At 29.5% G+C, this 25,610-nt stretch carries 21 protein-coding genes; 8 read left to right on the forward strand and 13 right to left on the reverse strand.

Features of this window, described 5'->3' with window-relative positions:
• The coding region (locus ETU08_RS06560) for a hypothetical protein (RefSeq protein WP_146262232.1) at positions 1 to 548 on the reverse strand (548 nt) is incomplete at its 3' end.
• Between the two features lie 250 nt (positions 549 to 798).
• On the reverse strand, positions 799 to 1,374 hold the full coding sequence (locus ETU08_RS06565) for a sugar transferase (protein WP_146262233.1): 576 nt from the start codon (positions 1,372 to 1,374) through the stop codon (positions 799 to 801).
• A 333-nt stretch (positions 1,375 to 1,707) separates the two neighbouring features.
• On the opposite strand from ETU08_RS06565, the gene ETU08_RS06570 reads away from it, so the two are divergent.
• From ETU08_RS06570 to ETU08_RS06580, 3 genes are all read left to right on the forward strand, one after another.
• Positions 1,708 to 2,097 carry a hypothetical protein gene (locus ETU08_RS06570; RefSeq protein ID WP_146262234.1) on the forward strand — a complete coding sequence of 130 codons (390 nt, stop codon included), beginning with the start codon at positions 1,708 to 1,710 and terminating at the stop codon, positions 2,095 to 2,097.
• A 143-nt stretch (positions 2,098 to 2,240) separates the two neighbouring features.
• Entirely contained in the window at positions 2,241 to 4,052 is a 1,812-nt protein-coding gene (locus ETU08_RS06575) for an ATP-binding protein (protein WP_146262235.1), read from the forward strand.
• A 5-nt stretch (positions 4,053 to 4,057) separates the two neighbouring features.
• Complete coding sequence (locus ETU08_RS06580; RefSeq protein ID WP_146262236.1) at positions 4,058 to 4,720, forward strand: response regulator; 663 nt, start codon at positions 4,058 to 4,060, stop codon at positions 4,718 to 4,720.
• A 290-nt stretch (positions 4,721 to 5,010) separates the two neighbouring features.
• On the opposite strand, the gene dinB is transcribed toward ETU08_RS06580, so the two are convergent.
• From dinB to ETU08_RS06600, 4 genes are read right to left on the reverse strand one after another with little or no spacing between them, the layout of a single operon-like run.
• Positions 5,011 to 6,084, reverse strand: coding sequence for a DNA polymerase IV (dinB, locus tag ETU08_RS06585; RefSeq protein ID WP_146262237.1), 1,074 nt, complete (start codon positions 6,082 to 6,084; stop codon positions 5,011 to 5,013).
• A 29-nt stretch (positions 6,085 to 6,113) separates the two neighbouring features.
• Positions 6,114 to 7,709, reverse strand: a complete 1,596-nt coding sequence (locus ETU08_RS06590) for an MFS transporter (protein ID WP_146262238.1) — start codon at positions 7,707 to 7,709, stop codon at positions 6,114 to 6,116.
• Entirely contained in the window at positions 7,706 to 8,872 is a 1,167-nt protein-coding gene (locus ETU08_RS06595; protein WP_221410420.1) for an HlyD family secretion protein, read from the reverse strand. The genes ETU08_RS06590 and ETU08_RS06595 overlap by 4 nt, the downstream gene beginning before the upstream one ends.
• Before the next feature lie 12 nt (positions 8,873 to 8,884).
• A complete protein-coding gene (locus ETU08_RS06600) occupies positions 8,885 to 10,210 on the reverse strand; it encodes a TolC family protein (RefSeq protein WP_221410421.1) in 1,326 nt (441 codons plus the stop codon).
• A 427-nt stretch (positions 10,211 to 10,637) separates the two neighbouring features.
• Between ETU08_RS06600 and ETU08_RS06605 the strand changes: the two genes are divergently transcribed.
• The 4 genes from ETU08_RS06605 to ETU08_RS06620 are packed head-to-tail and all read left to right on the forward strand — an operon-like array spanning position 10,638 to position 13,774.
• Complete coding sequence (locus tag ETU08_RS06605; RefSeq protein WP_185145291.1) at positions 10,638 to 11,549, forward strand: polysaccharide deacetylase family protein; 912 nt, start codon at positions 10,638 to 10,640, stop codon at positions 11,547 to 11,549.
• Positions 11,550 to 11,589: 40 nt separating this feature from the next.
• Positions 11,590 to 12,561, forward strand: coding sequence for a type I phosphomannose isomerase catalytic subunit (locus ETU08_RS06610; protein ID WP_146262240.1), 972 nt, complete (start codon positions 11,590 to 11,592; stop codon positions 12,559 to 12,561).
• A gap of 22 nt (positions 12,562 to 12,583) precedes the next feature.
• The gene (locus tag ETU08_RS06615) at positions 12,584 to 13,324 is read left to right on the forward strand and encodes a lysophospholipid acyltransferase family protein (RefSeq protein ID WP_185145292.1); all 741 of its coding nucleotides are present in this window, start codon (positions 12,584 to 12,586) and stop codon (positions 13,322 to 13,324) included.
• Positions 13,325 to 13,330: 6 nt separating this feature from the next.
• Positions 13,331 to 13,774 carry a YqaA family protein gene (locus ETU08_RS06620; RefSeq protein WP_146262242.1) on the forward strand — a complete coding sequence of 148 codons (444 nt, stop codon included), beginning with the start codon at positions 13,331 to 13,333 and terminating at the stop codon, positions 13,772 to 13,774.
• On the opposite strand, the gene ETU08_RS06625 is transcribed toward ETU08_RS06620, so the two are convergent.
• The 5 genes from ETU08_RS06625 to ETU08_RS06645 form a co-directional block, all read right to left on the reverse strand.
• Positions 13,775 to 16,024 carry an FUSC family protein gene (locus ETU08_RS06625; protein WP_146262243.1) on the reverse strand — a complete coding sequence of 750 codons (2,250 nt, stop codon included), beginning with the start codon at positions 16,022 to 16,024 and terminating at the stop codon, positions 13,775 to 13,777.
• 141 nt (positions 16,025 to 16,165) lie between these two features.
• Positions 16,166 to 16,915 carry an ankyrin repeat domain-containing protein gene (locus ETU08_RS06630; protein WP_146262244.1) on the reverse strand — a complete coding sequence of 250 codons (750 nt, stop codon included), beginning with the start codon at positions 16,913 to 16,915 and terminating at the stop codon, positions 16,166 to 16,168.
• 86 nt (positions 16,916 to 17,001) lie between these two features.
• Positions 17,002 to 17,343, reverse strand: coding sequence for a hypothetical protein (locus ETU08_RS06635; RefSeq protein ID WP_146262245.1), 342 nt, complete (start codon positions 17,341 to 17,343; stop codon positions 17,002 to 17,004).
• A 266-nt stretch (positions 17,344 to 17,609) separates the two neighbouring features.
• Positions 17,610 to 19,163 carry a TPM domain-containing protein gene (locus ETU08_RS06640; protein WP_146262246.1) on the reverse strand — a complete coding sequence of 518 codons (1,554 nt, stop codon included), beginning with the start codon at positions 19,161 to 19,163 and terminating at the stop codon, positions 17,610 to 17,612.
• Positions 19,164 to 19,232: 69 nt separating this feature from the next.
• Positions 19,233 to 19,730, reverse strand: coding sequence for a hypothetical protein (locus tag ETU08_RS06645; RefSeq protein WP_146262247.1), 498 nt, complete (start codon positions 19,728 to 19,730; stop codon positions 19,233 to 19,235).
• Between the two features lie 267 nt (positions 19,731 to 19,997).
• Here ETU08_RS06645 and ETU08_RS06650 point away from each other — a divergent pair, with 267 nt between their 5' ends.
• Entirely contained in the window at positions 19,998 to 20,459 is a 462-nt protein-coding gene (locus ETU08_RS06650) for a hypothetical protein (RefSeq protein WP_146262248.1), read from the forward strand.
• Between the two features lie 13 nt (positions 20,460 to 20,472).
• Here the strand turns inward: ETU08_RS06650 and ETU08_RS06655 are convergent, their stop codons facing one another.
• On the reverse strand, positions 20,473 to 20,670 hold the full coding sequence (locus ETU08_RS06655) for a hypothetical protein (RefSeq protein WP_146262249.1): 198 nt from the start codon (positions 20,668 to 20,670) through the stop codon (positions 20,473 to 20,475).
• Positions 20,671 to 20,726: 56 nt separating this feature from the next.
• A complete protein-coding gene (locus ETU08_RS06660; protein WP_146262250.1) occupies positions 20,727 to 25,586 on the reverse strand; it encodes a DNA repair ATPase in 4,860 nt (1,619 codons plus the stop codon).
• Positions 25,587 to 25,610: the final 24 nt, after the last annotated feature.

The following is a 25,610-nucleotide window of genomic DNA, read 5'->3' on the forward strand; positions in this document are numbered from 1 at the left end:
TCTAGGGGGTAGGCTTTTGCTCCATCTATCGCATCGGAATAACAGGTGATGGTAAAGCTGTCGTGGTCTGCTATTTTTTGTTTGATTTCTACGGTAAAATGACTCTCGGCCAGTACTCTTTGTCCTGCGATCATAATCTTACTGTAAACGATATGGGAGTTGGCTAGGTTGGTTTCGGGGTCTCCGCCGTAGGTGGCTATGAGGGTGTTGTATCCTTTATATTCGGCATATTGTTCCGGGGTTAATAAGCCGTTGGGTAGGCTGGTTAGGTCTCCGGGGATGATTTTTTTTATTTCTTGGGCTTGATTAGCTATATTTTTTGCTGTTTCTACGGATTTTTTGGCTTTATCTATGGCTTCTTGTACGGGGGCGGTGAGTTCGGTTAGTTTTTCTTGTACTTTATTGGTGATCTGGTCGGTTACATGGTCTAAGGCATTGTTTAGGTGGTCTTTGTCTAGTTCTGCTCCGGTGGAAACTATGTTTTTTGGGGATATATCGGGTACAGTCTTTCCTGCTCCTTTGCCTTTGTTAGGATCTATAAAGCTCATTATATTTTATGTTTAAATTAGTGAATATATTTTATTATAATATGAGCAAATTTATTGATTTTTTCTAAGGTTTTTACCTTTTAAAAAAAATATAGCAATACAGAATATTAAAATCGTTATTAAATAGGTGTATGAATTCACCTATTTTCTTAAAATTTACTTCGGCAATAAGTTCTTTATTAATATAGATAACTAATTAAAAATCATTTATAATAATTCTTAACCTAATATTTCATAGGATTTATAAAATTTATTTAAAAAAAGTTTGAAACAAATATTTTAAATCCTTGCCCAACGACCAATCTTTTACATACTTTTTATTTATCTCTACTTTGTCTTTCCAAAGTACTTCATCGTTATATTTTATTGGATCTGGATGATTGGATAGTAATTCTTCTTCATTTCTGTATTTAATTTGAGCAGGACCTGTAATCCCCGGTTTTACGGTAAGTATTATCTCATCCTCCCCGAACAATTGATCTGCATACCCTGGTACATCCGGGCGAGGACCTACCCAAGACATTTCCCCTTTTAAAATATTGATTACTTGAGGAATTTCATCCCACTTATATTTTCTTAAAAATCTCCCAAGTGGAGTAATCTCCATTTTAGATGTGGTAATGGAGGATTTATACTCCCCTTTCATTGTTCTTAGCTTATAAATATAAAATTTTCTCTTATTTCTCCCTATTCTTTGTTGCTTAAAAAAAGGACTTTTTTTCGTAGTAACTATAATCAGTAAAGAAAATACAAGTAAAGGGAATATAGAAAGTAATAGTATTACTATGGAAAAAGAATAATCAAACAACGATTTTAAATTATTCATAGGAGATTTTCAACTTGCTAAATTATTGATAAACGTGAATTTTTCCAAACAAACTTACGATTATCAGCCAATTACTTTCATAATAAATAAGCTTATATATTAAATTGAAATTTATATTTATTTAATTCCTCATGAATAATTATATACTAAAAAATTTTAGGGTGAAATTATATCATTATAAATATTTAATTTACAAGTGTTTAAAAAATAAGCTTAGAATATTATCAGGAATAAAATCAATCTAACCATATTGTTTATGTTTTAATTATAGTATATTTGCATAAAATAAATGCTTGTTTATACTAGAACAGCAAATAAAAAAATTTTAAATTTATGAAAAAAATATTACTCATTAATTTTGCTTTAGTCGCATTAATTACTTCTTGTACTGATGATTACAATGACTTACCTATTACAAAACCTTCTGCATCTGAATCTGTAGATCAAGGACAAGTAGGTGGCGAACAAGAGCATATCCCTGTGGATGCTAATTCTAATAGAGTTGTAGATCAAGCACAAGTAGGTGGTGAACAAGGGCATATCGTTGTTAAAGAGCTTTCTATAGATGTTGCTCATGGGGCTCAAGTAGGTGGAGAGCAAGGACATATTTCTGTTAAATCTTATTCTAATAGAGTTGTAGATCAAGCGCAAGTGGGCGGTGAGCAAGGACATATTCCTGTTGGAGCTAATTCAATAAATATTCCAACGGAAAACGAAAAATAAAATAAAGATTAATAGTTACAATAATCTTTATTTAAAGGGCTATTTAAAATAAATTAAATAGCCCTTTTTAATTTAATTCTTTTCATGCTTAAAGATTAATCCTTACATTTATATGAATTTATTTATTCTTTAGTACTAATCATATGTTAAAGAAAATATACATCTATACATGCGCTACATTTATAACTTTACTAGCATGTAAAGAAAAAAATAATTCAATAGATAGTATTAATAAAGAATCACCCAGAATTCTGGAATACATTTATAACGATAAAAATTTACAATCTGCCTATAAAGATATTCTTATTGCTAAAAAAAATAAAAATGCTCATCAATTAAGTAATATCTATTTCCAATTAGGTCATTATTATCTAGATGGAAATATAAGTGATAGTGCTTTCTATTATTTTAATCATTCTAAAGAGCAATCACTTATTGAAAATGATAGTTCATTTATTGGAAGATGTCTATCTAATATGGCAATGATACAAGCTGATGAAGCTGACTTTCTAGGTTGTGAAGAAACAGCAGTTGAAGCGCTAAAATATTTAAGCCCATACAAAATGAAGGATAGTATACCTTTAGCTTCGGTATACAATACTCTAGCGATCTCTAAAACAGAATTGGAGGATTATTCTCAGGCAATTCAATACCACGAACTAGCCATGAATTTTTCTTCTAACAAATTGTCTAATATAATATTAAAAAATAATCAAGCTGTTGTTAATGCTAAAGACCAAAGATATGACATAGCTATAAATACTCTTTCAACACTCTTAAAAAATCCTATTTTAGATAAAAATCCTATTGAGAAAGCGAGAGTACTGGACAATTTAGCTTATATAAGGTGGCAAAAATATGGTTCTAACAATGATATAAAGAATGAGCTTGAAGAAGCTTTAAAAATTAGAATAAAGGAGAACTACCCATTGGGTGAAATGGCTAGTCATTTTCATTTGGCAGAATATTTTGAGAAAGATAATCCTTATGAAGCCATTAACCACGCGAGTAAGATGTACAAAATTGCCATTAAATTAGATCGAACTGAAGATCAATTGGCTGCTCTTCAAAAATTAATTTTTTTAGATCCTAAATCATCAGCAAAGAAAGATTATTTTCAAACTTATTTAACACTCAGCGATAGCATTCAGAAAAAAAGAAATCATGCTAAAAACCAATTTACTTTAATTCGCTACGAAGTAGAAAAAAATAAAGAAGAAAATGCACTTTTGAAAGCTGAAAACATACAAAAAAACTATCAGATTCTTAAGCAAAGAATCATAGTATTCATAATTATTCTCATCATTTTTATAATTATTGTATTTTTTGTTTTATGGTATCAAAAAAGAAGACAGAAATTTAATCTTGAAAAAAATCAGGAAATTGAAAAAACAGAATTGAAATATTCTAAAAAAATTCATGACGAGGTAGCCAATGGTATATATTTTCTAATGACGGAAATCATTAATAGTTCAGATATTAAACCTTCAAAAGTGATTAATGATTTAGAAAACTTATATCATAAATCTAGAGATATCTCTCACGATGCTGAATTTAAGATGGATCTGAAAAAAGATTACAATCTTATTCTTAGACAGATGATACAAACCTATAGTTCTAAAGATACTAATATCATATTGATGGGAAATGAGGCTAATATATGGAATGGAATCAGTTTAGAAAAGAAAGAGGAGCTTTATTATATACTAAAGGAACTTTTAACTAATATGCGTAAGCATAGTAGAGCTAGCCTTGTTACCATAAAATTTAAAAATGATAAGAATTCATTCACAATTGAGTACATTGACAATGGTATAGGAATGAACCTAAAAGATTACAATCCCAACAAACATTTTATTAATTTGAAAGCTAGAATAAATTCAATCAATGGCTCTTATTTTATCGATTTTACAAGAAATATTGGTTTTTATATAAAAATATTAATTAACAACTAAAAATTATGTTAAGAAAAATACTTATTGCCGAAGATTTTGATAGTTATAGTATAGGCATTGAAAAAACTATTTCCGAACAGGCAAATGTTAAAATTGTGGATAAAACCTATTATTGTGACGATGCAATATTAAAATTAAGAGCTGCCTTGTCAAAAAATGATCCTTATGATCTATTAATCACTGACTTGTCTTTTGCTTCTGACTATAGAGAACAAGAACTCGAGGGTGGAGAAGATTTAATTAATCTAATAAAGCAAGAACAACCCAATTTAAAAATTATTGTTTTTTCAATTGAAAATAGATATCATAAAATAAATCATCTTTTTGAAAAATACAAGATTAACGCTTTTGTAACTAAAGGAAGAGATGATATCAAAGATTTAAAAAAGGCCATTGAAGCGATTAAAGAAAATAAATCTTATATTTCTGATGATAATAAAATTTCTAAAAGCAATCTTTTTGAACTAACGGAATACGATATTAATTTATTAAAACTTTTAGCTAAGGGTTTTACACAAAAAGAAGTTGAAAATTATTTAAAAAAGGAAAAAATTACGCCCAATAGTGAAAGTTCAATTGAGAAAAAGTTAGCTTTGCTTAGAATAACTTTTAATGCTAAAGATACTAAACATCTACTAAGTTTAGCTGTTGAATTGGGAATTATATAATTGATAATTTAAATATTTTATACAGTAAAATTGATTAATTCACAAATTACGGATATCCGTAAGAATTCTTTAAAAAAACCTCCTACATTTGTAATGTTAATAAGTAATTACACATTTAATAAAGAAAATTTTAGTAAATACTCAAATATAAATTGTACAAACGTGGTGTTGTTTTCAAAACGAATTTATTAGATTGTTAAGATTAGTTTAGTATTAGAAGTTTTTTAGCAACAAAATTAAAAGGCATTAGAATAAGCACCTAATGCCTTTTTTAAATTATAATTAATTTTTTAAACTTCAAAAGGAATTTCTAATTGATGACCCAAAGTAGTATCAGTTTCAATATTATACATATTTTTAATACTTATACCTATGAGTCTAACTTTATTTGATAAGTCCAATTCATGAAGTAATTCTCGTGCAGATTTATATAAAACGGAATAATCGGTCACGGGTTGGGATAATGTTTTAGATTTTGAAACTATTTTAAAATTTTCATATCTAACTTTTAAAGTTATGGTTTTACCTTTAAAAGATACTTTTTTTATTCTTTCAATCACTTCTTTACAGATTTCTTTTAATTCTAAATAAATAAATTCTAAAGAGTTTGTATCCACTCTAAAAGTATTTTCTGCTCCTAATGATTTTCTTATTCTATTTGGATTCACTTCCCCGTGATCAATTCCTTTTGCATTTAAATAAAATTTTCGCCCTTGTTTACCAAAATATCTAATTAGTTCATCTTCTGTTTTTTGTTTAAGATCCCATCCTGTATAAATTCCAAGTTCATGTAGTTTTTGTGAAGTTTTCTTTCCAATGCCAAAAAAAGATTCAACCTTTAATTTTCCAACAAACTTTTCTGCTTTTTTAGGTGTAATAATAAAAAGTCCGTTGGGTTTATTATAATCAGAGGCTATTTTAGCTAAAAATTTATTGAATGACACCCCAGCAGATGCCGTTAAGTTCGTTTCCTTAAAAATATCTGATTTTATTTTTTTGGCAACTTCCATCGCGTAGGGTTCATTCATATAATTTTCAGTTACGTCTAAAAAGGCTTCGTCTAGTGATAGGGGTTCAACCTTATCGGTATATTTTAAAAAAATTTCTTTAATTTGCTTGGATACAGATTTATAAACCTCAAATCGAGGTTGTACAAAAATTATGTTTGGACATAATTGCATCGCTTTTTGTGAAGCCATGGCTGATTTAATACCATATTTTCTAGCTTCATAGCTTGCAGCAGCTACAACCCCTCTTACTCCAGAAGAACCCACTACTAAGGGCTTATTCCTATACTCTTTATTGTCTCTTTGCTCAATAGATGCATAGAAGGCATCCATATCAATATGAATGATTTTACGCATAATTTTTTAAAAGTTATTCATTCACAATTTTAATACCCCATGCTCTTTCTCCACTTAATAAATTTTAATTTTTTGTGGTTGTTGAATGGATAAATTAATACTAATAATAGAATAAATATTCCTAAAAGGGTTAGCCAACCCAAAATAGTTTTTAAAGTTAAAGTTAAGGCTTGTATTTGCACCAATGAATTGATACTGGAAAGCGCATATTGTTGTGCTTCATATACTCCAAAACCTTTACTTACCCCTGTGTGATAATATTGATTGTATTTTTCTACAGCCAAAGGGTTGGTATTATTTATACTTTCAGATAATTTTGCTACATACTGTTGTTGTAATCGATAAATGGTATTGGAATAGATTGACGAGCTTATAGCTGGTGATAGTGCCGATCTAATTCCTATTAGAAAAAAAACATTATAGATAAATTTATCTGGATGAAGCCCTTGCACTACATACACACCAAAAACAACAAATGTAACTATCATTCCCGTCCCTCTTAAAAACATTGGAATATATAGTAAGCTATATTGCCCATTGGGAGAAACTGTAAAGTATAAAATAGCACATGAACTGACTAAGCAAAGAAATCCAAAAAAAATGATTAGGTTTATCCTTCTTTCTTTGTTAAACCACCTCCAGCATACTATGGCTCCTAAAATAAACCCTGGAATTGTTATAATATACAATTCGTACAATCGATTACTCTCAAGTCTAAGAACAGAAGTTACGTAAGAGGATACAATTACACTGGCAGATACATAAAACATGCAAATAAACATTACCAAATATCCTACGGATGTATTTGTATTTTTTAAAATAGATAAATCAATGTAAGAATCTTCTTTAATTAGCTGTCTTTTAATAAATAAAATTACTGCTATAGGTATAATAAAAAAGGTACATACAAAGATAGAAGTTGAATTAAACCAATCAAATGTTTTACCATAGGTAAACACATAGATGATTGATATATAAATGATGGAACATAAAAATACACTTAGCCAATCCGCATCTTTTAACGGAATTTTTTTTGGCAATTCTGTATATTTAAAGGTTAGTAAAACAGCTATCATGGCTATTAGCAAAAGCGCTATCATAAAGTAATACATATACTGCCAGTTGTAACGATAGGCTAATTCTGAAGTTAAAACCATTGACAATTGACTTAACCCTAGGGTGACTGGATAAAATTTGGAATAAAAGATTCCTCTATGATTATCAGGACTAAGCATTGGCATAAGTATCATTATAATTTCTAATAGAGCAAGCGCTTTAAAGAAACCTATAAAAAAACTACATAATGTAATAATTACCATATTATTAACCTCTGCACATAAAAGACTTAAAAAAACTTGCATTAGTAAAGCCCATAGAATAATTACTTTCTGTGTAACTACCTTTCTTAACTTTATAATTAAAGGATATGCGATAGACATCCCTGCTGAGGTTGAAAAATAAGCCATATTAATGTCTTCAGACATTACTCCTAAAGAACTAGAAATATCAACAGAACTACCAGTATACGCCCCATTAATCAACATTACAGGCGCCATTATTATATAAGCTACCGCTAACATTAACCAACGGGGAATGTCTTTTCTAAAAATATGCCTATTTATCATTTTATTTTAGCCTCTGTCTCAACCATCATGCCAGCTCTTAGTCTAGTTCTCTCTGTTTGATTTAAATCAATAAAATCAATTCTAACAGGAATTCTTTGCTGAATTTTCACAAAATTACCAGCGGCATTATCCGTAGGAATCATTGAATATTTAGATCCTGTAGCTTCTGAAATCGCTGTTACTTTACCCTTAAAGGTTTTATCCTTTATTGCATCTACATATATGTTAACCTCCTGTCCCTCATAAATATTAGCAATTTGCTTTTCTTTGTAATTTGCGATTACCCACTTGTCGTTGTTTTTTATAATATTAGTTAATACCTGCCCTGCTTGTACTAATTCTCCAACTTCAATATTTTTACGTCCCACATAGCCATCGTAGGGAGCTTTGATTACAGTATATGATAAATTTAATTTAGCCATTTCTAAATTGGCTTTGCTTCGTAATATTTGTGCATCTGCATTTTCTTGTTTTTTACTTACTCCTTCTGTATTAGAAATATTGGCTTGCTTTTGATTAATCAAGGATTGATATTTAGCTCTATAAGCTTCATAATCTGCTTTTTTAAGATCATAAAGTTGTTGCGGTACAGATTCTTCCTTCCACAGATTCTCGTAACGAATATAATCTTTGTAAGCATTGTCCATTCTCACTTTAGCTTCTGATATATTAGCTTCTGATACAGACACATTTTTCAATGATGATTGAAGATTTGAAATCATTACATTTTTAGATGCCTCCGCATCTTTTAAAGAAGCTTCTGCATCTAAAACTTTAATTTTGAACTCACTATCATCAATGATTACTAAGGTATCTCCTGCTTTAACCTTTTCGTGCTCTTTAAATCTTACTTCTTTAATATAGCCAGAAACTCTTGAATTTATAGGAGTTATATATTCTTCAATGCTAGCATCATTGGTGATTTCATACTCGTAATATCGCCAAAAATATTGGGTTACCCAACCTATACCAAACAAAATAATACAAATACAAATAGTGTTAACTATAATTGTTCTTCTTTTTTTCTTTTTAAGCTCTATGTGAAGATTGCTTCGCTCATTATTTCGTTTATAGGTCGTAGAATCTTTTTTCGTGCTGGGTTCATTAATCAAGGAATCATCAGTTGTTACGTCTTTATGAGGATGCATTTCATTTTTTTTCATAATAAATAAATTTTATAAATTACCACTTGTATGTAACAATGAATAATAAGTGTATATAGTATTTGCTTTGGCAACGGTTAGTTGTAACTCTGCATCAAGCTGAACAGACGCGGCATCTAGTAAATCTGTGAGAATAGCCAATTGATTAAAATACTTATTTTTCGTTATCCGGTAATTATCTTTTGCTTGTATAACTGTTTTCTCTAAAACCTTTACCCTATTTAAGGCTTGCATATGTTTTATGTAGGCTGACTTTATGTTTACTCGTATTTCTTGTTCTATTTGTCGTTTCCTATTTTCTTGAAGCTCAACGTTCTTATTGCTTTGATATTTTGTATGCTTATAATCAAACCATGAAAATAAATCGTAAGTTACTCCTAAAGTAACTCCCCAACTATTCATATATAAATCTTGGACAGGGGATACCGTCGTTATTGGTCTTATTAATTGACTTCCTACATTTAAATTAAGATTGGGAATATATTTAGATTCTGATATTTTTTTTTCAATCTCTGCCTTTTCAATATTAAAATTTGATTTTTTAAGATCTGGATATTTTTTATACGCTTGCTCTAAATAAGTTTCTTCACTTGCTAAGAAAAGATCTAAGTCTAGTAAAGTTGAATCCGGGATAAGAATTATTTCTTCATTTAATCCTAAGATTATGTCTAATTGTTGTGATGTTAAAGATATATCATTATTGGCTTCCTCTAAAGATAATTGAAAATTTGAGACCTCAATTTCACTTCTTAAAACATCATTATTGGTAACTATACCTTGTCTTTTTAAATTTTTTATATTTTTAAGTCTTTTATTTGCTTCATCAATGGTCTTTTCAAATACTTCTCTTTGCTTATAAAGTTTAAATAATTCTAAATAATTGTTTATAAGCCACAATTTAATATCAGATTTACTTTTTTCAAAGTCAACAGTAGCTATATCTTTTTCAATTGAAGAATATTTTATAGAATTTTTTATACGTCCTCCTTGGTAAATCGGCTGTTTTAAATCAACTGCATAATTTTGCTTCCATTTAGGCATATAAGGTTTTTTAACATAAGATAAATTTTTATCATATACTGTTGGTGTACCTAGATATCCGTTAGCTAAAGTTACATCTAAACTTGGTAATCTTTTTGTTTTAGCAGTATTTTCTTTTGATTCATATATCTCCTTATGGATCTCAGCTTCTTGTATCTCTAAACTGTTTTTAAGTCCAAGACTAAACAATTCTTCTACGGTTAAATTATAGGCTACTTGAGCTTTGCACGGAGACATTATAGTTATAAATAATATAAAATACGATATATATTTCAAAGCAGTTGTATTTAAAATCATGTTAAAATATTATTTTTACACATAAAAAATAAAATTATTTATAATAAATATTTTTTATACTACGGATAAAATTGAAATTATACCCATTAAATATCTATAATTTTCTATCCTATAATTTTATGAATAAATAACCAATTGAACTTAATAAAATTTTTAGTGTCTAGTTTATCTCAAGTAATTTTAAAACTTCATTAAAATTTTTAAAATTCTAAGAATGAATTAACTATCATTTAAAACGTATTCTATGAAACTTGTTTTCATAGCAATTTTAATGTCGAATTTCAAGCTTTTATGAATTTTTAGAAGATTTATAATTTTAATCTAAAATATCAATTGCAAAATTATTACGAAATATTGAATATTTCATGAATTATTTTTAATGGAATTTTGTTTATATTTGATAAATTTTGATAAAATTATATCACAAATGAAATATATACTAAATATATTTTTTATACTAAGCATAAGTTTAATTAATAGTTGCAAAAATAATAAAGAAGTACATTTGAATAATGATACTATTATTAATAATGAAAAGATAACTATTGAAACTTCTACCAATTCAAAAAGTGATACAAGCGCTTCACTAAGTATTATTGAAACCAATAATAATAGCGTTAAAGATTCTGCCTCGAATTTCAAAACTAAAAATAAGGATAATTTAAATTTAAAAAATGATTCACTAAACAAGTACCATATTTATATAAGCTTAGACGATGGTCCTCAAGAGGGTACAAGAAATTGTTGGAAAATTTTAAAAGAATGCAACGTTCCTGCTACCTTTTTTATGATTGGTGTACACAATGAAGGTAAATCAAAAACAAGTTTGGTTGACTCTATTCATAACGATCCTTTATTTGTCATTGGAAATCATAGTAACACCCATGCCTACTTTAATAAATATAGCAAATTTTATAATGATCCCTCAGGATCTATTAACGATTTTATACTGGCTGAAAAAAATTTAAACTTAAATAGTAAAATTGCTCGTTTACCAGGGAGAAACACTTGGTCTGTTGACCATATTATTAAAGGAGAATTATCGGCATTAAAAACCGTGAAAAAATTAGATTCCTTGGGTTATTCTGTTTTTGGGTGGGATACTGAATGGCATTTTAAAAACGGGAATATTCCGGTGCAAAGTGCTGATGAGATGGTTAGAACCGTGAATTACATTTTAAAAAATGGGAAAACACATTCCAAAAATTCAGTAGTTATACTCGTTCATGACCGCATGTTCCAAAAACCAGAACATGCAGCTTCTTTTAAAAAATTTATTGTTTCTCTAAAAGAAAATAATAATTATTATTTTAATACATTAAATAATTATTCTAAGTAAAAATGATACTTTTGTATAGGTAATATTTTAATACTTAATAATGTCGTTATATCCACTAATATTTTATCCTAGTTTACATTATAGAATATGGGGAGGTAATAAGTTAAAAACACTTGGAAAAAAAGTAAGCGATGATAAAATTGGTGAAAGCTGGGAAATATCATCAGTTCCTAATTTTATAAGTAAAGTATCTAATGGATTTTTAAAAGACCGAGAACTTACGGAACTCATCAACGTCTATAAGGAAGATTTAGTAGGTTCTGATGTTTATAATAAGTTTGGAAATAATTTTCCATTACTAATTAAATTTTTAGATACCCACGAACCCCTCTCAGTACAAGTTCATCCTGATGATATTTATGGTAAGAAGCATCACAATTCATGGGGTAAAACAGAAATGTGGTATGTAATTGATGCTGATAAAGATTCCGAAATTATTTTGGGTTTTGAAAAAAACATGACTCAAGAGAAATTTTTTGAAAAATTAAATGCTAATGATTTTGATGGAGTTTTTAGAAAAGTCTATCCTAAAAAAGGAGATGTTTTTTATATTCCTGCAGGTCGTGTTCATGCTCTGGGTAAAGGTTTATTGATTGCTGAAATACAACAGTCTTCAGATATCACTTATCGAATTTACGATTACGATAGGCTTGATAAGAATGGTAAAAAAAGAGAATTACATATTGAAGAAGCTAAAGCGGTTATAGATTTTTCATACATTGAAAATGTTTATTCTACTTATAACCCTCAAGGATTAAATGAATGTTTAGTACATAGCCCTTATTTTAATGTTAACAAGCATAACATTGCTAAAAATTATATTTTTAAAGACTTACCTACATCTTTTAAAATTTTTATTCTTTTAGAAGGAAGAGGATCTATGAGTTATAACCAAAATCAATCTATTTTTATAGAAAAGGGGCAGAGCATACTTATACCGGCTTGTCTGAAAAATATAGAAATTATTAGCGACAAAGACGCTCCTATAACTCTTTTAGAAGTTCATCTATAACTCTTTCAATAAAATGAATTATTTGAAAATAATTTTTACTGTAATCTGGAAATTATGGTTTTATCTAGTGGTAATTATTGATACTATTTTTATAGGGACTATAATTTATTTATTGAGCTTTCAGAAAAATGATAAAATAACTTACATTTTTATGCGAGCTTGGGCCTATGTTTTATTCTTTGGATCAGGATTTAGCTATTCCCTTAGATCAAAAGAAGACTTGGCTCCTGGTAAAAATTATATTTTGGTTTCCAATCATGCTTCAATGATGGATATAGCGCTTATGTTTATACTACACCCCAATAACCCTATTACTTTTGTTGGAAAAAGTGAAATAAAAAAATACCCTTTTTTCGGGCGCATCTACAAAAAACTATGCATATTAGTAGATAGATCTAGTAAAGAAAGCAGAAAAAATGTTTTTCCAGCAATAAAAAAAGCCCTTGAAGAAAACCATAAAAGCGTAGTTATTTTTGCTGAAGGTGGAGTTCCTGATCGAGATATTATTTTAGCTCCCTTTAAAGATGGTGCATTTGTTTCTTCCATTAATTGCAATATCCCCATAGTTATTTATGCATTTCATAATTTAAACAACATGTTTCCCTTTGTTTTTAGATTGGGATATCCTGGCAAAATTAAAGTGGAAAGGTTAGCTATTCTTTCTCCTGAAAATAGAAATAAAGAAGAGCTAAAACAATTGGCGTTTCATTTGATCTATGAAAAAATCAAGGATAATAAAATAAATCATCCTGAACTAAAATAATTCCTTATGTTAGATGCTCTAATGCAATACGGATATGTGGGTTTATTTATTGCTTCCTTCCTTTCAGCTACTATTTTACCTTTTAGTTCCGAAGCTGTTTTACTGGGAATACTTGCTTTAGGAGGAAATTCTTGGATTTGTATTCTTCTAGCCACTCTTGGCAATACTTTGGGTGGACTAACGAATTATTTTTTAGGAAAAATGGGGAAAATGGTATGGATTGAAAAGTATTTAAAAGTTAAAAAAGAAAAACTTGAAAAAATGCAACAATGGTTGGAAAAAAAAGGGGCTTCTATGGCTTTTTTTTCTTTCTTACCCATTGTAGGAGATACTATACCACTAGCCTTGGGTTATATGAGAGCTAACATTTATATTGTAACTGTGTTTATGCTATTGGGGAAATTTTTGCGTTATTTAGTTGTATTTTATGGATATAAATTCTTACAGTAATTATTTTTCTGCACTTTTCCACTCTTTAAAGTCTTTAATTTTTTTAATGTTTGAATAAATTTGCTGTACCAGATTGTATATTTCTTTTAATTGGTATGTAGTAAGACTTAATTTTTTTAAGGAAAGATTAAAATCTATCTCTTTCCAATCAGCTTCTGAATCTATTTCTTCTTGATCCTTTTGAATCATAATAATAGCTCCATTTAGCAACTCTTTAATTAAAGCTATTATTTTTTTATCCAACTCTGTAACTATATCTTTATTTGAAGTAAAGTTATAGGTCCTCAACGATGAAATTCGTGTTGATAATAAATTAATTTGCGTTTGAAGGCTGTATATGGTTGATTTGTATTCTTTGGACAATGCAGGTTCTGAAACAATTCTTTGAAAGGTACTAGAAAAATTTGAGGTTGCCAAAAGCACTTCTTTTCTTGCTAATTTAATCTCTGTATCTGAAATCATTTCTTGATTGTTGCTTTCCACAAGATTAAAAGATATTTTACTAAAATAGTCTAAATTATTTCTTATAAGATTACCGATTAATTTTGGCAATTGTTTATTTTCCCAAGTGGGAAGAAAAAGAAAGCTGAATATAAATGCTATTACAACAGCAATGGATGTTCCTCCTAAGCGAATGAGTAAATTACTTAAACTACCCCCCCCTCTATGTTCCAAATAAACCAATAATAAAACAAAAATGGTTACAAAGGAAATTCCAATTTTATAATTTATAGATAAAAAACTATAAGCCCCTAGCACGCTTAGCACAGTTATTATAGATAGAATATAGGGATCTCTGGTGAATAAAAAAATAACTAAAGTTATACTTGCTCCTATAAGGGTTCCCTGTAATCTTCTTAAAGCATATGTACGGGTATTGCCATATACTGGTTTAAGGATAAGAATTATCGTTAAAAATAATAGCGAAAAAAAGGATATATTTAGTATTATACAAAATATGTAAGCAATAAGTATAGCTGTGCTTACTCTTAAAGCATGGCGAAAAATGTTTGATTTTAGATTTAAGTTTGCTTTAAAAGTACTAAAATTATAAGTATATTCTCGGGTAAACTTAACTATATCTAAATCTTGATAGGTATTGCTATCGTTGGCGTTTTCTCCGTTAACAATGGATTTTATAATAAGAGTTTGTTTATAAAAACTTCGAAAGATAAAACGTATATGCTTTAGTAAATGAATAACTTCAGTTTGTTCAATTCCACTTTCCTCTTCATACTTTTCTAAATCTAGGATTCTTTTCTTAAACTTATCTAACAAAGAAATTTCTATATTCCTATGAATCTTTTTATGAATATTTATCGCCCAGCTTATATGTTCCAATATTTCTTTCATATCCAATAATCCTTGGGTAAAATCAGCTTGCAAATGGCTATTTTTCAACGATTCAATAAGCTTATCGTCTTGAATATTTAATGAAATTAGTTGCTCATACAAATCGACCAAAGCACTAAAAATCATTGTCATTCTTCGTCCTTTAGAAGAAAAACTTTTGGCGTTAATTCTAAGTTTAAAAAGATTTTCTCTAATGTCTTCTTGGTTGGTGTGAACCTTTTCTTGCTTTTCTAATATTTTTGAGTAAAGTTCTTTTAATTTGTTTTTCTTAAAGCTAGCTTTTTCTTTCGTGTTAATATATTCTAGGAGTAATTCAGTATATTCACTTAACAGCTTAATTCCTTCACTCAATCTTTGTTCAATTACCCGATACGGCTGTATCCGCCAGAGCCCTAAAGAAACAATTCCATAGAAAAGAACTCCAGACATTATACCAAGGGTATTGAACCAAATACTTTTGTGGTAGAAACTACAGGCGTAAACGATGCAAAATAATGAAGCCGTACTAACACTTACGGCTCTAGCTCCATATATAAAAAACATGGAAAAGAAAAAACCGCAAAAAGTAACCCATAACCCAAATGTTATTACATGTTCTCTGTAAGGTAAAAGAAATTGTGAAATTACAACCAATAGTAAATAAAATAGAGCTCCTATTGATTGTGTTCGAAGTTTAACTTTAAAAGATCCGGGGTTGTCTCCTGCACCTGCAATTAAAGCTCCAGAGGAAGCTAGTATTCCAAAATTTAACTGATCAAACAATACTCCCAATGCTAATGGAGTCATCATTGCAAAAGTAATTCTTAGTCCTGTACTAAAATAAAAACTAAATAGAAAGAATGTACTTTCTGAGACAAAATTTTTAGTTTTTTTGTGTATTTTAGGTATGTTAGACATAAATTTTTAGAATTTCACTTATTTTTTAAAGTTTCTAAACAAATATAGAAACTCTTTTAGGGTTAACAAATATTATTGAAAACAAGAAACACATCTACCAAATAAATGCCAGATGTGCTTCTTAATAATATTTATTCCAATTTACTTACAAGAACTTTTTCCCGTTTTATGATTAATAGCACCTTTTTCAATTAATAGGTTAGCAATATCTGTAAAACCCCTCTCACATGCACCGCTTAAAGCACTTCTATCTAATTTTTCAGAAACTACATTTAGATCAATAGGTTCAGGGCTATTTTCAAAGATAAATTTAACCGCCTCGGTTCGTCCATCCACGGCTGCAACCATAAACAAGGTCTCTCCATCCTCTTCCAAAGCATTCCAATCTGTTTCATCTTTTAAAAGATTATATAAATAGGAAATAATTTCAACATTTCCACCCATAGTTGCCGACTTTAATGCATTATAAACATCAGCCCGATCCGTTGCTCTAATATCTGCTCCTTGTTTTACTAAATATTTCACTATGTCTGGATATCCAATAAACGCTGCCCAGCCTAGGGCTGTTTGTCCTAAAGATGCTTCGTCTTTAGCTTCTAAATTTTGTCCATTTTTAACCATTCTTTTTATTTCCGCTAAGTTCCCTTGCTTAACCGCATCAAACCAAGCGGCATCCGGACCTTCCGATGGTTTATCGTAAAACATTCTATGTTTAAAAAAATCGGGATTGGCGATTTGAACCATTTGGTCGTAACTGAACCTAAATTTAGATAAATCTACTTTATTTTCAGTATTTACTTCTGTGGGTTTTTGTGTTATTATAGAATGAGTCGTTTGACATTGAATGGTTAAAAAAACAATGGTTGCAGTTAGTAATATTCTTTTTATCATATGGTTATTTTATAATTAATTTAAAAAAAGATTTGCCAAAGTTACAAAACCTAGTGGGTTCTTTGGCTAATTAAGATTTCTATTTTTTATCTTTTTTTAAAAAAAACATTTTTAAAAAGAGATGAGTGAAATACTAAATAAAACCCTTGGGTAGTTCTATATACGGTTGGATTTTTTGCTGTTATATGATGTGAAGAATCCATTTGAATAACTAATCTTTCAGAAGAGTATGGTTTAATTGTACTTATCTTTCCTTTAAAAATTTTAGTTTTACCATAGTCATTGGTTTCATAGAATAAAATCTGATCATTAGGTTTTATAGTAAATTTATAACGATAGTATTGCCAATCGGCTTGATAACCAGGATAGGCATCTCTATATATAACATAATCCCCATAATAATCTTCCTTCTTAAGCAGAACTATCATATTCTTTGAGCTTATTCCTACACTTATACTTATAATGATGATTAAGCTAATATTAAAAAATAAAATCGACTTACCCCATAGTTTTTTCCTTGTAAATAACCATAGTATTAAAAGTATAAAATTGAAGGGAGCCCATACGAGTACAAAAAATAAATTAAATCCAAATCCCATAATTTATAATATAAAAACTTTTAATAATTAATACTTTCGGAGGATCTGAATAAAAAATTTTAAATTTTATTAAATTATTTATTATACTATTAAAATTACCAACTACTACCAGCTCCTCCGCCTCCTGATCTTCCCCCACTACTAGAGGAATATCCACCACTACTGCTTCTACTACTACTTCCACTACTTCTACTACTTCCTATTGAGTAGGAGGATCTGGAAGAACGGGTTGAATCTTTAGGTATCACAAATTCAATTTCTTCTTTCTCATGACAAAATTTACATTCGTAAAGTTCATAACCACTACCTGAAGAACTAGTGGTAGCCTTCTGTGTTATATACGTTTTTTTCAATACATTAGTTCTATAATGACATTTTTCACATTCTTTCGCTTTTGAGTATATATTAGTATATTTTACTAATTTTATTGTTTTACAAGAGATACATTCCCAAGAATCATATTCAACTGAATTTATTTTCTCTTCTAATGATTGTCCCTTGGACAAATTTTTATTCTTATTCAATTTCATTAAACTTTTGCAATTCTCACATACATAAGGGTCATAACGTGAATGCTTAATATCTTTGCAAAGTTTTTTATACAATAAATGAATAAATGATATTGGATATAAATTTTCGCTATATTTAAATGTTTCTTTATACTTTAATAGGTAATTATATCTTTTATCTCTATCTTTCCTTTTTGCTAAAATAAGTATTATAAGTAATCTTATGTGAAGTAAAAATCCTCTAAAAAGATATAAGCCTATGATTACATATACGCATTTTTTAAAATTTATATGAAATACTGCAGTAATAATGGAGCTTATTAACAATATAATTGTTAATTGAAATAAAATTATCAAGAATTTGGATACAAGTCTTGATTTTTTCTTTCTTTGAAAAAACACTTTTTTAACTACTGTTATGATCGTTGAAAAAAAAGTCAAAGAAGAGAATATAATAATCGAAACTAATACGAAATTTGAATTCTTAAGCCATTTATCAGCTATATTTTCAATAGAATTAAAAAAGGAATTACTCGTTTTATGTTCTGATTCATGGGGTTCTGATAAAGCTACGTTAATATTTCCAAGATTTTCCGGTTCTACATTAAAATTGTAACTTTCTGTATTTAATACTTCTATGATAGGAGATATTGCAGATACAATAGCTTGATCGTAGTTGCCTTGCTTTAAATAGGGAATCATATATTTTCTTTGGATATCAGCACAAATCATATCGGTAAGAACGGGTTCCAGACCTACACCTGTTTCAAATTCAATTCTTCGCTGATCTAGTACAAGAAAAATCAATAAACCATTATTAGTATCTGCCCTACCTATTTTCCATGTATTAAACAATTTATAAGCGATATCCTTGGGTACTTCATCTCCTATAGATTTTACTATAACCACATCTATATGTGCCTTTCCTGAAATATCTAATTCTTTTAATGTTTGGTTTAAACTATAAACGGTGGATGGATTAAGTATTTGATCCGGATCGCTAACAAAGGTTTCGTTTAAGGTTTTAGGATCGGGGATTTTAGATAAAATTGCTTCTTGTTTTTCCTGAGAGGATTTACAAGAAAGTAATTGAAATAATAGTAGAACCAAAAAGATTCTTTTAAGTAAAAGGCATTTCATTGAGTAGTTGTTTTAAACTACAAAGATATAAATCTATATGTAATTTATTTAACTACAACTATGGACTAACTAGCCTACCTCCATTATATTTATAATTTTTATCTTTCCTTTTTCTATTTTAAATAGATAACTTGTTCCACTTTCCGTACATCCAAAATCTTCTACATAAAAAGAGTTTCCTACCATAAGAAGAAATTGATTTTTTTCTTCTAAAAACTGAAGACTTACAACATCTGCACAAGGCATATTCGCTGCATATTCTTTAGGAAAAATATTGAATTCGTAGTCTTTGGTAAATTCTTTTTCTTGGATAAATTTTTCTTTGTTTATACTTTTAATAAAATTAACTAAAACCGGTGGGGTAATTTCTGCAAAAATGGAATCCATGATCATGGCATCCGAATAATCATGGTCTTGTTTATATTCTTCAATTGCCTGAAAAAACTGATGTATTTTTTCTTTTTCCTCTAATTGAAATATTTGGTTTATTTCCTTCTCGGCAGTGGTCTGGCTAATTCCTTTTGAATAAAATAAAATTGAAAAAAGTATAAGGATTTTTTTAAGCATATGAATTTATTATTAACAATTCTATTAGAGGTGCGCAATATTATATAAAAGAAACATTTAATTAAATTAGTATTAATGTTGAATCTAATTATAAAAACACTAAATTGTCTTTATATCTCTATCCCTAAGAATAGTAATTAAATACTTTTTTAATATACTAAACGAAACATTTAAATAAATCTTTTATTTTTTTATAACTTAGCTAATTATAAATTTGATATATAAGATTTATTATCTCTTATATAATTTTAATTAAATAAAACTACTATGAAAGAAAACTTGAGCTTAAACCAAATTTGTTGGTGTTTTACTCCTAAAACCTATACAAGTTTTGACGAGTTTAATAAAGAAGTAATTAACTATCAAAAATCGATTGGTGAAACTGATGAAGATTGGAAACCGGATGAGGTTGCTATAGACTCTCCTGAATTACAAATTCAATATAGGGCTTGGATTACTGGTCCATCTGACTTACTTGAAAATGAAACTTTAATTGATGACTATAAAAGTATTTTTGATGAAGAACTAGAGGAAGATGAATATCCAGTTGAAATCATAGCAAAATTTAAAGCTGATAACGGAAAGAACTTTACAACTTTAGAATTTCTTATCAAACTTCATAATCAACAAGCAAATAAAGAGCTAGGAGATCATGTGTTTTTTAAAGGAATTGATGAACCTGAAATTATTCATGGAATACCTACCTATTATATAGCTTGTGGAAGCTAGAAATATACAGATTCTATAAATTAGCTAGGTAAAATATGAAGAAAATCACTACATAAGTTATAATTGATACAATGATATTATAACCCCCAGATTCTAATAATTTGGAAAACTTTTTTCTTTTTCCAATTAATAAAAAAAACAAATATCGGACACAGGCTCCCAAACCTTCAATAATAATTCCACCAATCAGTTCTCCTAAAAACTCTAACATTTGGGATTATTAAAAAAATATAAAACCCAATCAATTTATTGATTGGGTTTTATATTTTAATTCTTTCTATTATTCAATACCTTAATAATTCCTTCTAAATTGGTATTAAAATCCATTAATTGGGCAATTACCTGACCAGCTTGGGCATCTTGGGTTACTCCCCCTAATTTATTGTTTTTAAGAAAGGTAGTTTTTATATTTTCCCAACGTTGAGTTTCTTCTGCTGTTAATTCATTCATTAATTCTTTTAACTTCAGCATATTGGCTTCGGCATCAGAAGTAAGAGTTTGAGATTCATTCTCATAATGGGTACGTATCAATTCTTGTACTTCTTCGTCATTCATTAAGGGAACAATCTTTCCGACCATCTTATTCATGTCTCGATAAGATCCTTGCAATTTAAACGCTGGTTCGGTTCTGTAGGCATGGTCCATGGCTGCACTGGAAATATAATTTTGATTGACCTTCATTACCACTTCCCGCACTTGTATACATTTTTTTAATACGGAAATAAATTCTTCTATTTCTCGGTTGGAATAATTCCCTTCCAAATTCAATAACTCTTCATTTCCGGTTTCTATATAATTGACCAGTTTATAAAAATCATCAAAACTTCGGCTGCTTAATTTTTGTAGGTAATTATTCTCGGCTATGGAATTTTCCAGCAAGCTGAGCTTAAACAAGTTTTCAGTATTGCCAATTACATCTCCTAAGTTATAAACATCCGAACGGTTGGCCAACATATCAGGAATTTGGAATTTTTCTCCACTTTCGGTATACGGATTCCCTGCCATCACTACACAAAAACGTTTTCCACGCAAATCATAGGTTTTGCTTTCTCCACTAAAAATTCCATCCATCTTTCTTTGTCCATCTGCCAACGAAATAAATTTCTGTAAAAATTCGGCACTGCAATGCTGAATATCATCCAAGTATAACATCACATTATCTGCCATTTCAAAAGAAAGGTTTATTTTCTTTAGTTCCTCTCGTGCTCCAGAAGTAGTGGCTTCGTTGGGGTCTATGGAGGTAATGGAATGCCCAATGGTGGGGCCGTTAATTTTTACAAAATTTAATCCCAGTGTTTTTGCCAAGTACTCCATCAGAGTGGTTTTTCCGTAACCGGGAGGTGATACTAAAAGTAACATTCCCATACGGGCGGTTCTTTTGTTTTCTCCGGCTACTCCAATTTGTTTGGCTAAATTTGCTCCGATTAGAGGGAAATAAACATCGTTTATAAGTTTGTTTCTTACAAAGGAAGTGAGAACTTTGGGTTGTAGTTCGTTTACTTTTAATGATTTTTTATATTCTTCTAACAGTTGTTCCTTAGTTTGTGAGAATTCTTTAAACTTAGGCACACTTTCCTCTGAAAAAAGTATTAGTTTTTCTATAAAACTATGATAATTGAGTACATAACTGTCTTTTTCTATTACAGGATGACTGCCTTTGAGTTGGGTTAGAATAGTTTCATCCGTACTTTCTACTAAGGTATAGGCATTTTTATGTTCAAACAATAATAAACAACTGGCTTCGTCTATATATTTTTCAAAGGCTGAAAAATGGTCAGACAATCCGGTAAAAGATTCCAGCCAGTTTTTCACTAAGTAAAACTGATCGGAGAATTCTAAAGATGCGTCTTGGGTATCTTCTTCAAAAATACTTAGTGCTTTTTGTGATTTTAGATAGGCGGTAAATTCTTTTTTCAATTCATCTGCCTGTTTACTTTTGGTAAAGTTTGGAGATGTACTGAATTCTTTAAATAAATATTCCGCTACTTGTTCGGAAGATATTTCCAGTGTACTAAAAGCGGTATTCCATTGTTCGAATTGTTCTTTTAAATTATTGACTACATATTGGTAGTTATCGGAATCAGGAAATATTTTTAATACTGAACTTGCGGATATAATTAGTTTGTTTAGTTTATTTTTTTCTTCTTCTAATAAACTATTCCAAAACAATTGTGCCACGGCTCGTAAAGAAGGGGAATAAACCAAGGTTTGTAGGGATTGGTGCAATTCGTTTAAGGCAGTATAGATCTGAATGGCGTCAAAATCATGAACTCCTTTTAGATAAGCTTCTGCATAGCTTTGTTCTATTTTGTTTTTTATGTATTCGCTAAGATTAAAGTTTTTATTTTTAAAACTTTCTTGAAATGCCTGATAGGCTAAGTATTCTGCTCTGTATACTTGGTTGTTTTCGGAAATAACATCTTGTTCCCAGATGGATTGATATTGATATATTTTTTCTTCTTTTACGGAATGGAAAAACCCGGTTCCGGTTAAGTGATAATATAATAGGTTATTTCTTCTTACAATGGTAAGATCTAAGGGCTGACGGTTAACGGCAAATTTGTATTCTCCAAGACTGATAATATTTTCTCCGTCTACAAAAAGTTCTGTTTTATCCCTTAGAGTTCGCAAGCTGTCTTCCAGGGAAGTTTTTATGCTATTTTCTAAGTTTTCGGCTTTGGAAACATCTCCTAGTTGTTTTAGTTCTTCTGCCAGTTTTCTTACTTTATCTACCATTAAATCGGTAGAGAAAAAGGCTTGTATTTCTTCTTTGGTTTTGAAGGAGGACGCCTTATTTTCTATATTTTTCAGAATCCGGCTTCCGATTTGTTCTAAAGAAGAAGTTTTCTTGTTTATTTGTTCTACCAACCTTGTTTTTTGTGCATCAAAAACTTTTATTACCTCATCTCTTTTATCTGCAATTTGGGTAATAAATTCTTCAAAATCGGCAAATTTGCTTTCCATTTCTTCTACCTGAACGCTTACTTTAGTAAAGTATTCATCGCATTTTTCGGGGGAAGTAGAAAGTTCTAAAAAGTTTACAATACTTTGATCTAAAAGGGTTAATTGGGCATGAAATTCGGCAATGGCTTCCCCCGTTTTTAAACTTTCGAGTTTTTTCTTCAACTGTGCTCTTACCTCGTTTAGGGAAGCAAAAATCAAAGATATTTTTTCTATGATTTTTGTAGTTTGTGTGGTATCTTCTATTTTTAAACTATTAAGAATATCGATAAGTAATTCTAATTCGGAAGATATAAGTTTGCAATTTTCATCGACCAACTGCCCGTCAATTACTTTAGTGATTTGGTTTACTCTTTCTTTCTCAGCAATTACTTTTTCTTCGTATGGTATTAAGGCTTCCTCTCTCAATAAAAATTCAACGGTTTGATCTGAAAGTTGGGTATTACTCTTACTTAATTGTTTTTTGAGTTCTTCTATTTTTTCAAGATCAATATATTTTATATTTCCATGTTCTATTACCTCTCCCTGCAATTTTCGGTTTTCCGATAACAATTTCACTAAGCTTTCCAAGGTATCTCCTTGGGTACTTTTTATGTTGAATTGTAGTTTTTTTACTTTTTCGGTAATTTCTTCCAATTGCTGTACGGCACTCTTTTTTTGTTCCTGTACTTTAGCAAATTCATCGATGGCTGTATGGGCTATTTCCTGAATTTGTTTCAGAGGCTCTGAGAGTTTAAAGGTAGAAGGTTGAGAGATCCAGAAAAAAGAATCGGTAATATCGCCTGCTTTTTTTGCTATGTCATTATACAAGCCTTCGTAAGAATCTTCTTTGTTTATAAGGTTAATGATTTCCTGGCATTCTGCCATGGCTTTTACAATGTCTTTATTTCCTATCTTGTAAATTTCATTATTTTTTTGTTCCGGCGCTTCTTGTATTTCTGCCTGGTATGGGGTATTCCATATTTGTACTACATGGTGTTTTATGGCTTCGTCTTCGGAACGGAAATAAATAAGCTTTCCTGTATTGAGTAAAGCAAATCCGTTACAGATAATAGGGGTTTCTACTTCTTGTTTTATAATGTTATAAGACATTAAAACATAGGTATTGCTTTCATTCTGGTAGAAAATGTAAAGATAGTCTTCTCCGTTAGCAGAAGGTATTTTTCTTATAAATTCAAAATTTTCTAATCCATTTTCAAATATTTTGTATTCTCCACTTTGTAAGTAATAGCCATTAGAAAATATAATTCCTTGATTATCGGGAAGAAGTATCCCGGTTTCATTTAATTTGGGAATATTGATTACTTCTTTGGTTCTGTTGTTAAAAACAAAAGCCCTAAATTTTTCTTGATAGGGTTTAATTCTTATTAAAATAAAATTCCCTAAATCAGCATAGTAATAGTCGGCATCATCCAACTGTTGATCCCTGTTTTCTACCGGTTCGGAATAGATTCCTTTTCCGGTATCAGTATTGTCTTCTATTTTAAAAGTTATATCTCCTTGTATAGCTTCTATAAATACTTTATCTAAAATGGAAATATGCGGATGCACCCCTAACCTTCGGTTATCTAAGGTAGTTTTGTTCCATTTAAATTCGTATTGTTGTACTTTGGGTACTTCGTGAATACTTCGATCGTCCTGATAGATTAATTTACCCTCTTTTATCAACCATTTAAAGGCTTTGAGATCTTCTGTATTTTTTCCGGTTTGGAAAATCATATATAGATAGTTCTCTGTTCTTCTAAATCTGGAAAAGATGGAATCTCGGTAGTATTGATATAGGTTTTTGTAATCGTTGATGAAAGTTTCGTCTTTGATTAAATCCAACGATTGGGGGGTAAACTGTTTTCCATCAAAGGAATAAATGCTAAAAACATCACTTAGTTGTATATCGGTTCGTAAACCAAAATGAACATTGTAAGCAAAAATACAAAGATTTTCTATGGCTATAATTCCTCGGGCAATACAGTTATTTTCTGTATTAATTCTTTGGTTTGATTCTAAAACAAATTCTACGGAATTAAATACTTCTTTTCTTGCTTGGTTTAATTGAGACAAACGAGAAGTTAATTCTTCTTGCTGTGTTTGAAGTCTCTTTTTTATTATTTCGTAAGTTCCTGAATCTAAGGATTCTGTTAAACTTTGTTTTTTTTCTAAATTAGACATATTTTTTAGTAAGAATTAAAGGAG

Origin of the sequence: Apibacter muscae, assembly GCF_007845635.1 — a bacterium.
GTDB classification, from domain to species: domain Bacteria; phylum Bacteroidota; class Bacteroidia; order Flavobacteriales; family Weeksellaceae; genus Apibacter; species Apibacter muscae.

Coding starts and splice junctions, on each gene's coding strand:
- ETU08_RS06640 (WP_146262246.1), bottom strand. CDS start 19,163: ATGAAATGCCTTTTACTTAAAAGAATCTTTTTGGTTCTACTATTATTT.
- ETU08_RS06635 (WP_146262245.1), bottom strand. CDS start 17,343: ATGATAGTTCTGCTTAAGAAGGAAGATTATTATGGGGATTATGTTATA.
- ETU08_RS06575 (WP_146262235.1), top strand. CDS start 2,241: ATGTTAAAGAAAATATACATCTATACATGCGCTACATTTATAACTTTA.
- ETU08_RS06590 (WP_146262238.1), bottom strand. CDS start 7,709: ATGATAAATAGGCATATTTTTAGAAAAGACATTCCCCGTTGGTTAATG.
- ETU08_RS06600 (WP_221410421.1), bottom strand. CDS start 10,210: ATGATTTTAAATACAACTGCTTTGAAATATATATCGTATTTTATATTA.
- ETU08_RS06570 (WP_146262234.1), top strand. CDS start 1,708: ATGAAAAAAATATTACTCATTAATTTTGCTTTAGTCGCATTAATTACT.
- ETU08_RS06660 (WP_146262250.1), bottom strand. CDS start 25,586: ATGTCTAATTTAGAAAAAAAACAAAGTTTAACAGAATCCTTAGATTCA.
- ETU08_RS06655 (WP_146262249.1), bottom strand. CDS start 20,670: ATGTTAGAGTTTTTAGGAGAACTGATTGGTGGAATTATTATTGAAGGT.
- dinB (WP_146262237.1), bottom strand. CDS start 6,084: ATGCGTAAAATCATTCATATTGATATGGATGCCTTCTATGCATCTATT.
- ETU08_RS06565 (WP_146262233.1), bottom strand. CDS start 1,374: ATGAATAATTTAAAATCGTTGTTTGATTATTCTTTTTCCATAGTAATA.
- ETU08_RS06620 (WP_146262242.1), top strand. CDS start 13,331: ATGTTAGATGCTCTAATGCAATACGGATATGTGGGTTTATTTATTGCT.
- ETU08_RS06595 (WP_221410420.1), bottom strand. CDS start 8,872: ATGAAAAAAAATGAAATGCATCCTCATAAAGACGTAACAACTGATGAT.
- ETU08_RS06650 (WP_146262248.1), top strand. CDS start 19,998: ATGAAAGAAAACTTGAGCTTAAACCAAATTTGTTGGTGTTTTACTCCT.
- ETU08_RS06580 (WP_146262236.1), top strand. CDS start 4,058: ATGTTAAGAAAAATACTTATTGCCGAAGATTTTGATAGTTATAGTATA.
- ETU08_RS06625 (WP_146262243.1), bottom strand. CDS start 16,024: ATGTCTAACATACCTAAAATACACAAAAAAACTAAAAATTTTGTCTCA.
- ETU08_RS06645 (WP_146262247.1), bottom strand. CDS start 19,730: ATGCTTAAAAAAATCCTTATACTTTTTTCAATTTTATTTTATTCAAAA.
- ETU08_RS06610 (WP_146262240.1), top strand. CDS start 11,590: ATGTCGTTATATCCACTAATATTTTATCCTAGTTTACATTATAGAATA.
- ETU08_RS06630 (WP_146262244.1), bottom strand. CDS start 16,915: ATGATAAAAAGAATATTACTAACTGCAACCATTGTTTTTTTAACCATT.
- ETU08_RS06605 (WP_185145291.1), top strand. CDS start 10,638: ATGAAATATATACTAAATATATTTTTTATACTAAGCATAAGTTTAATT.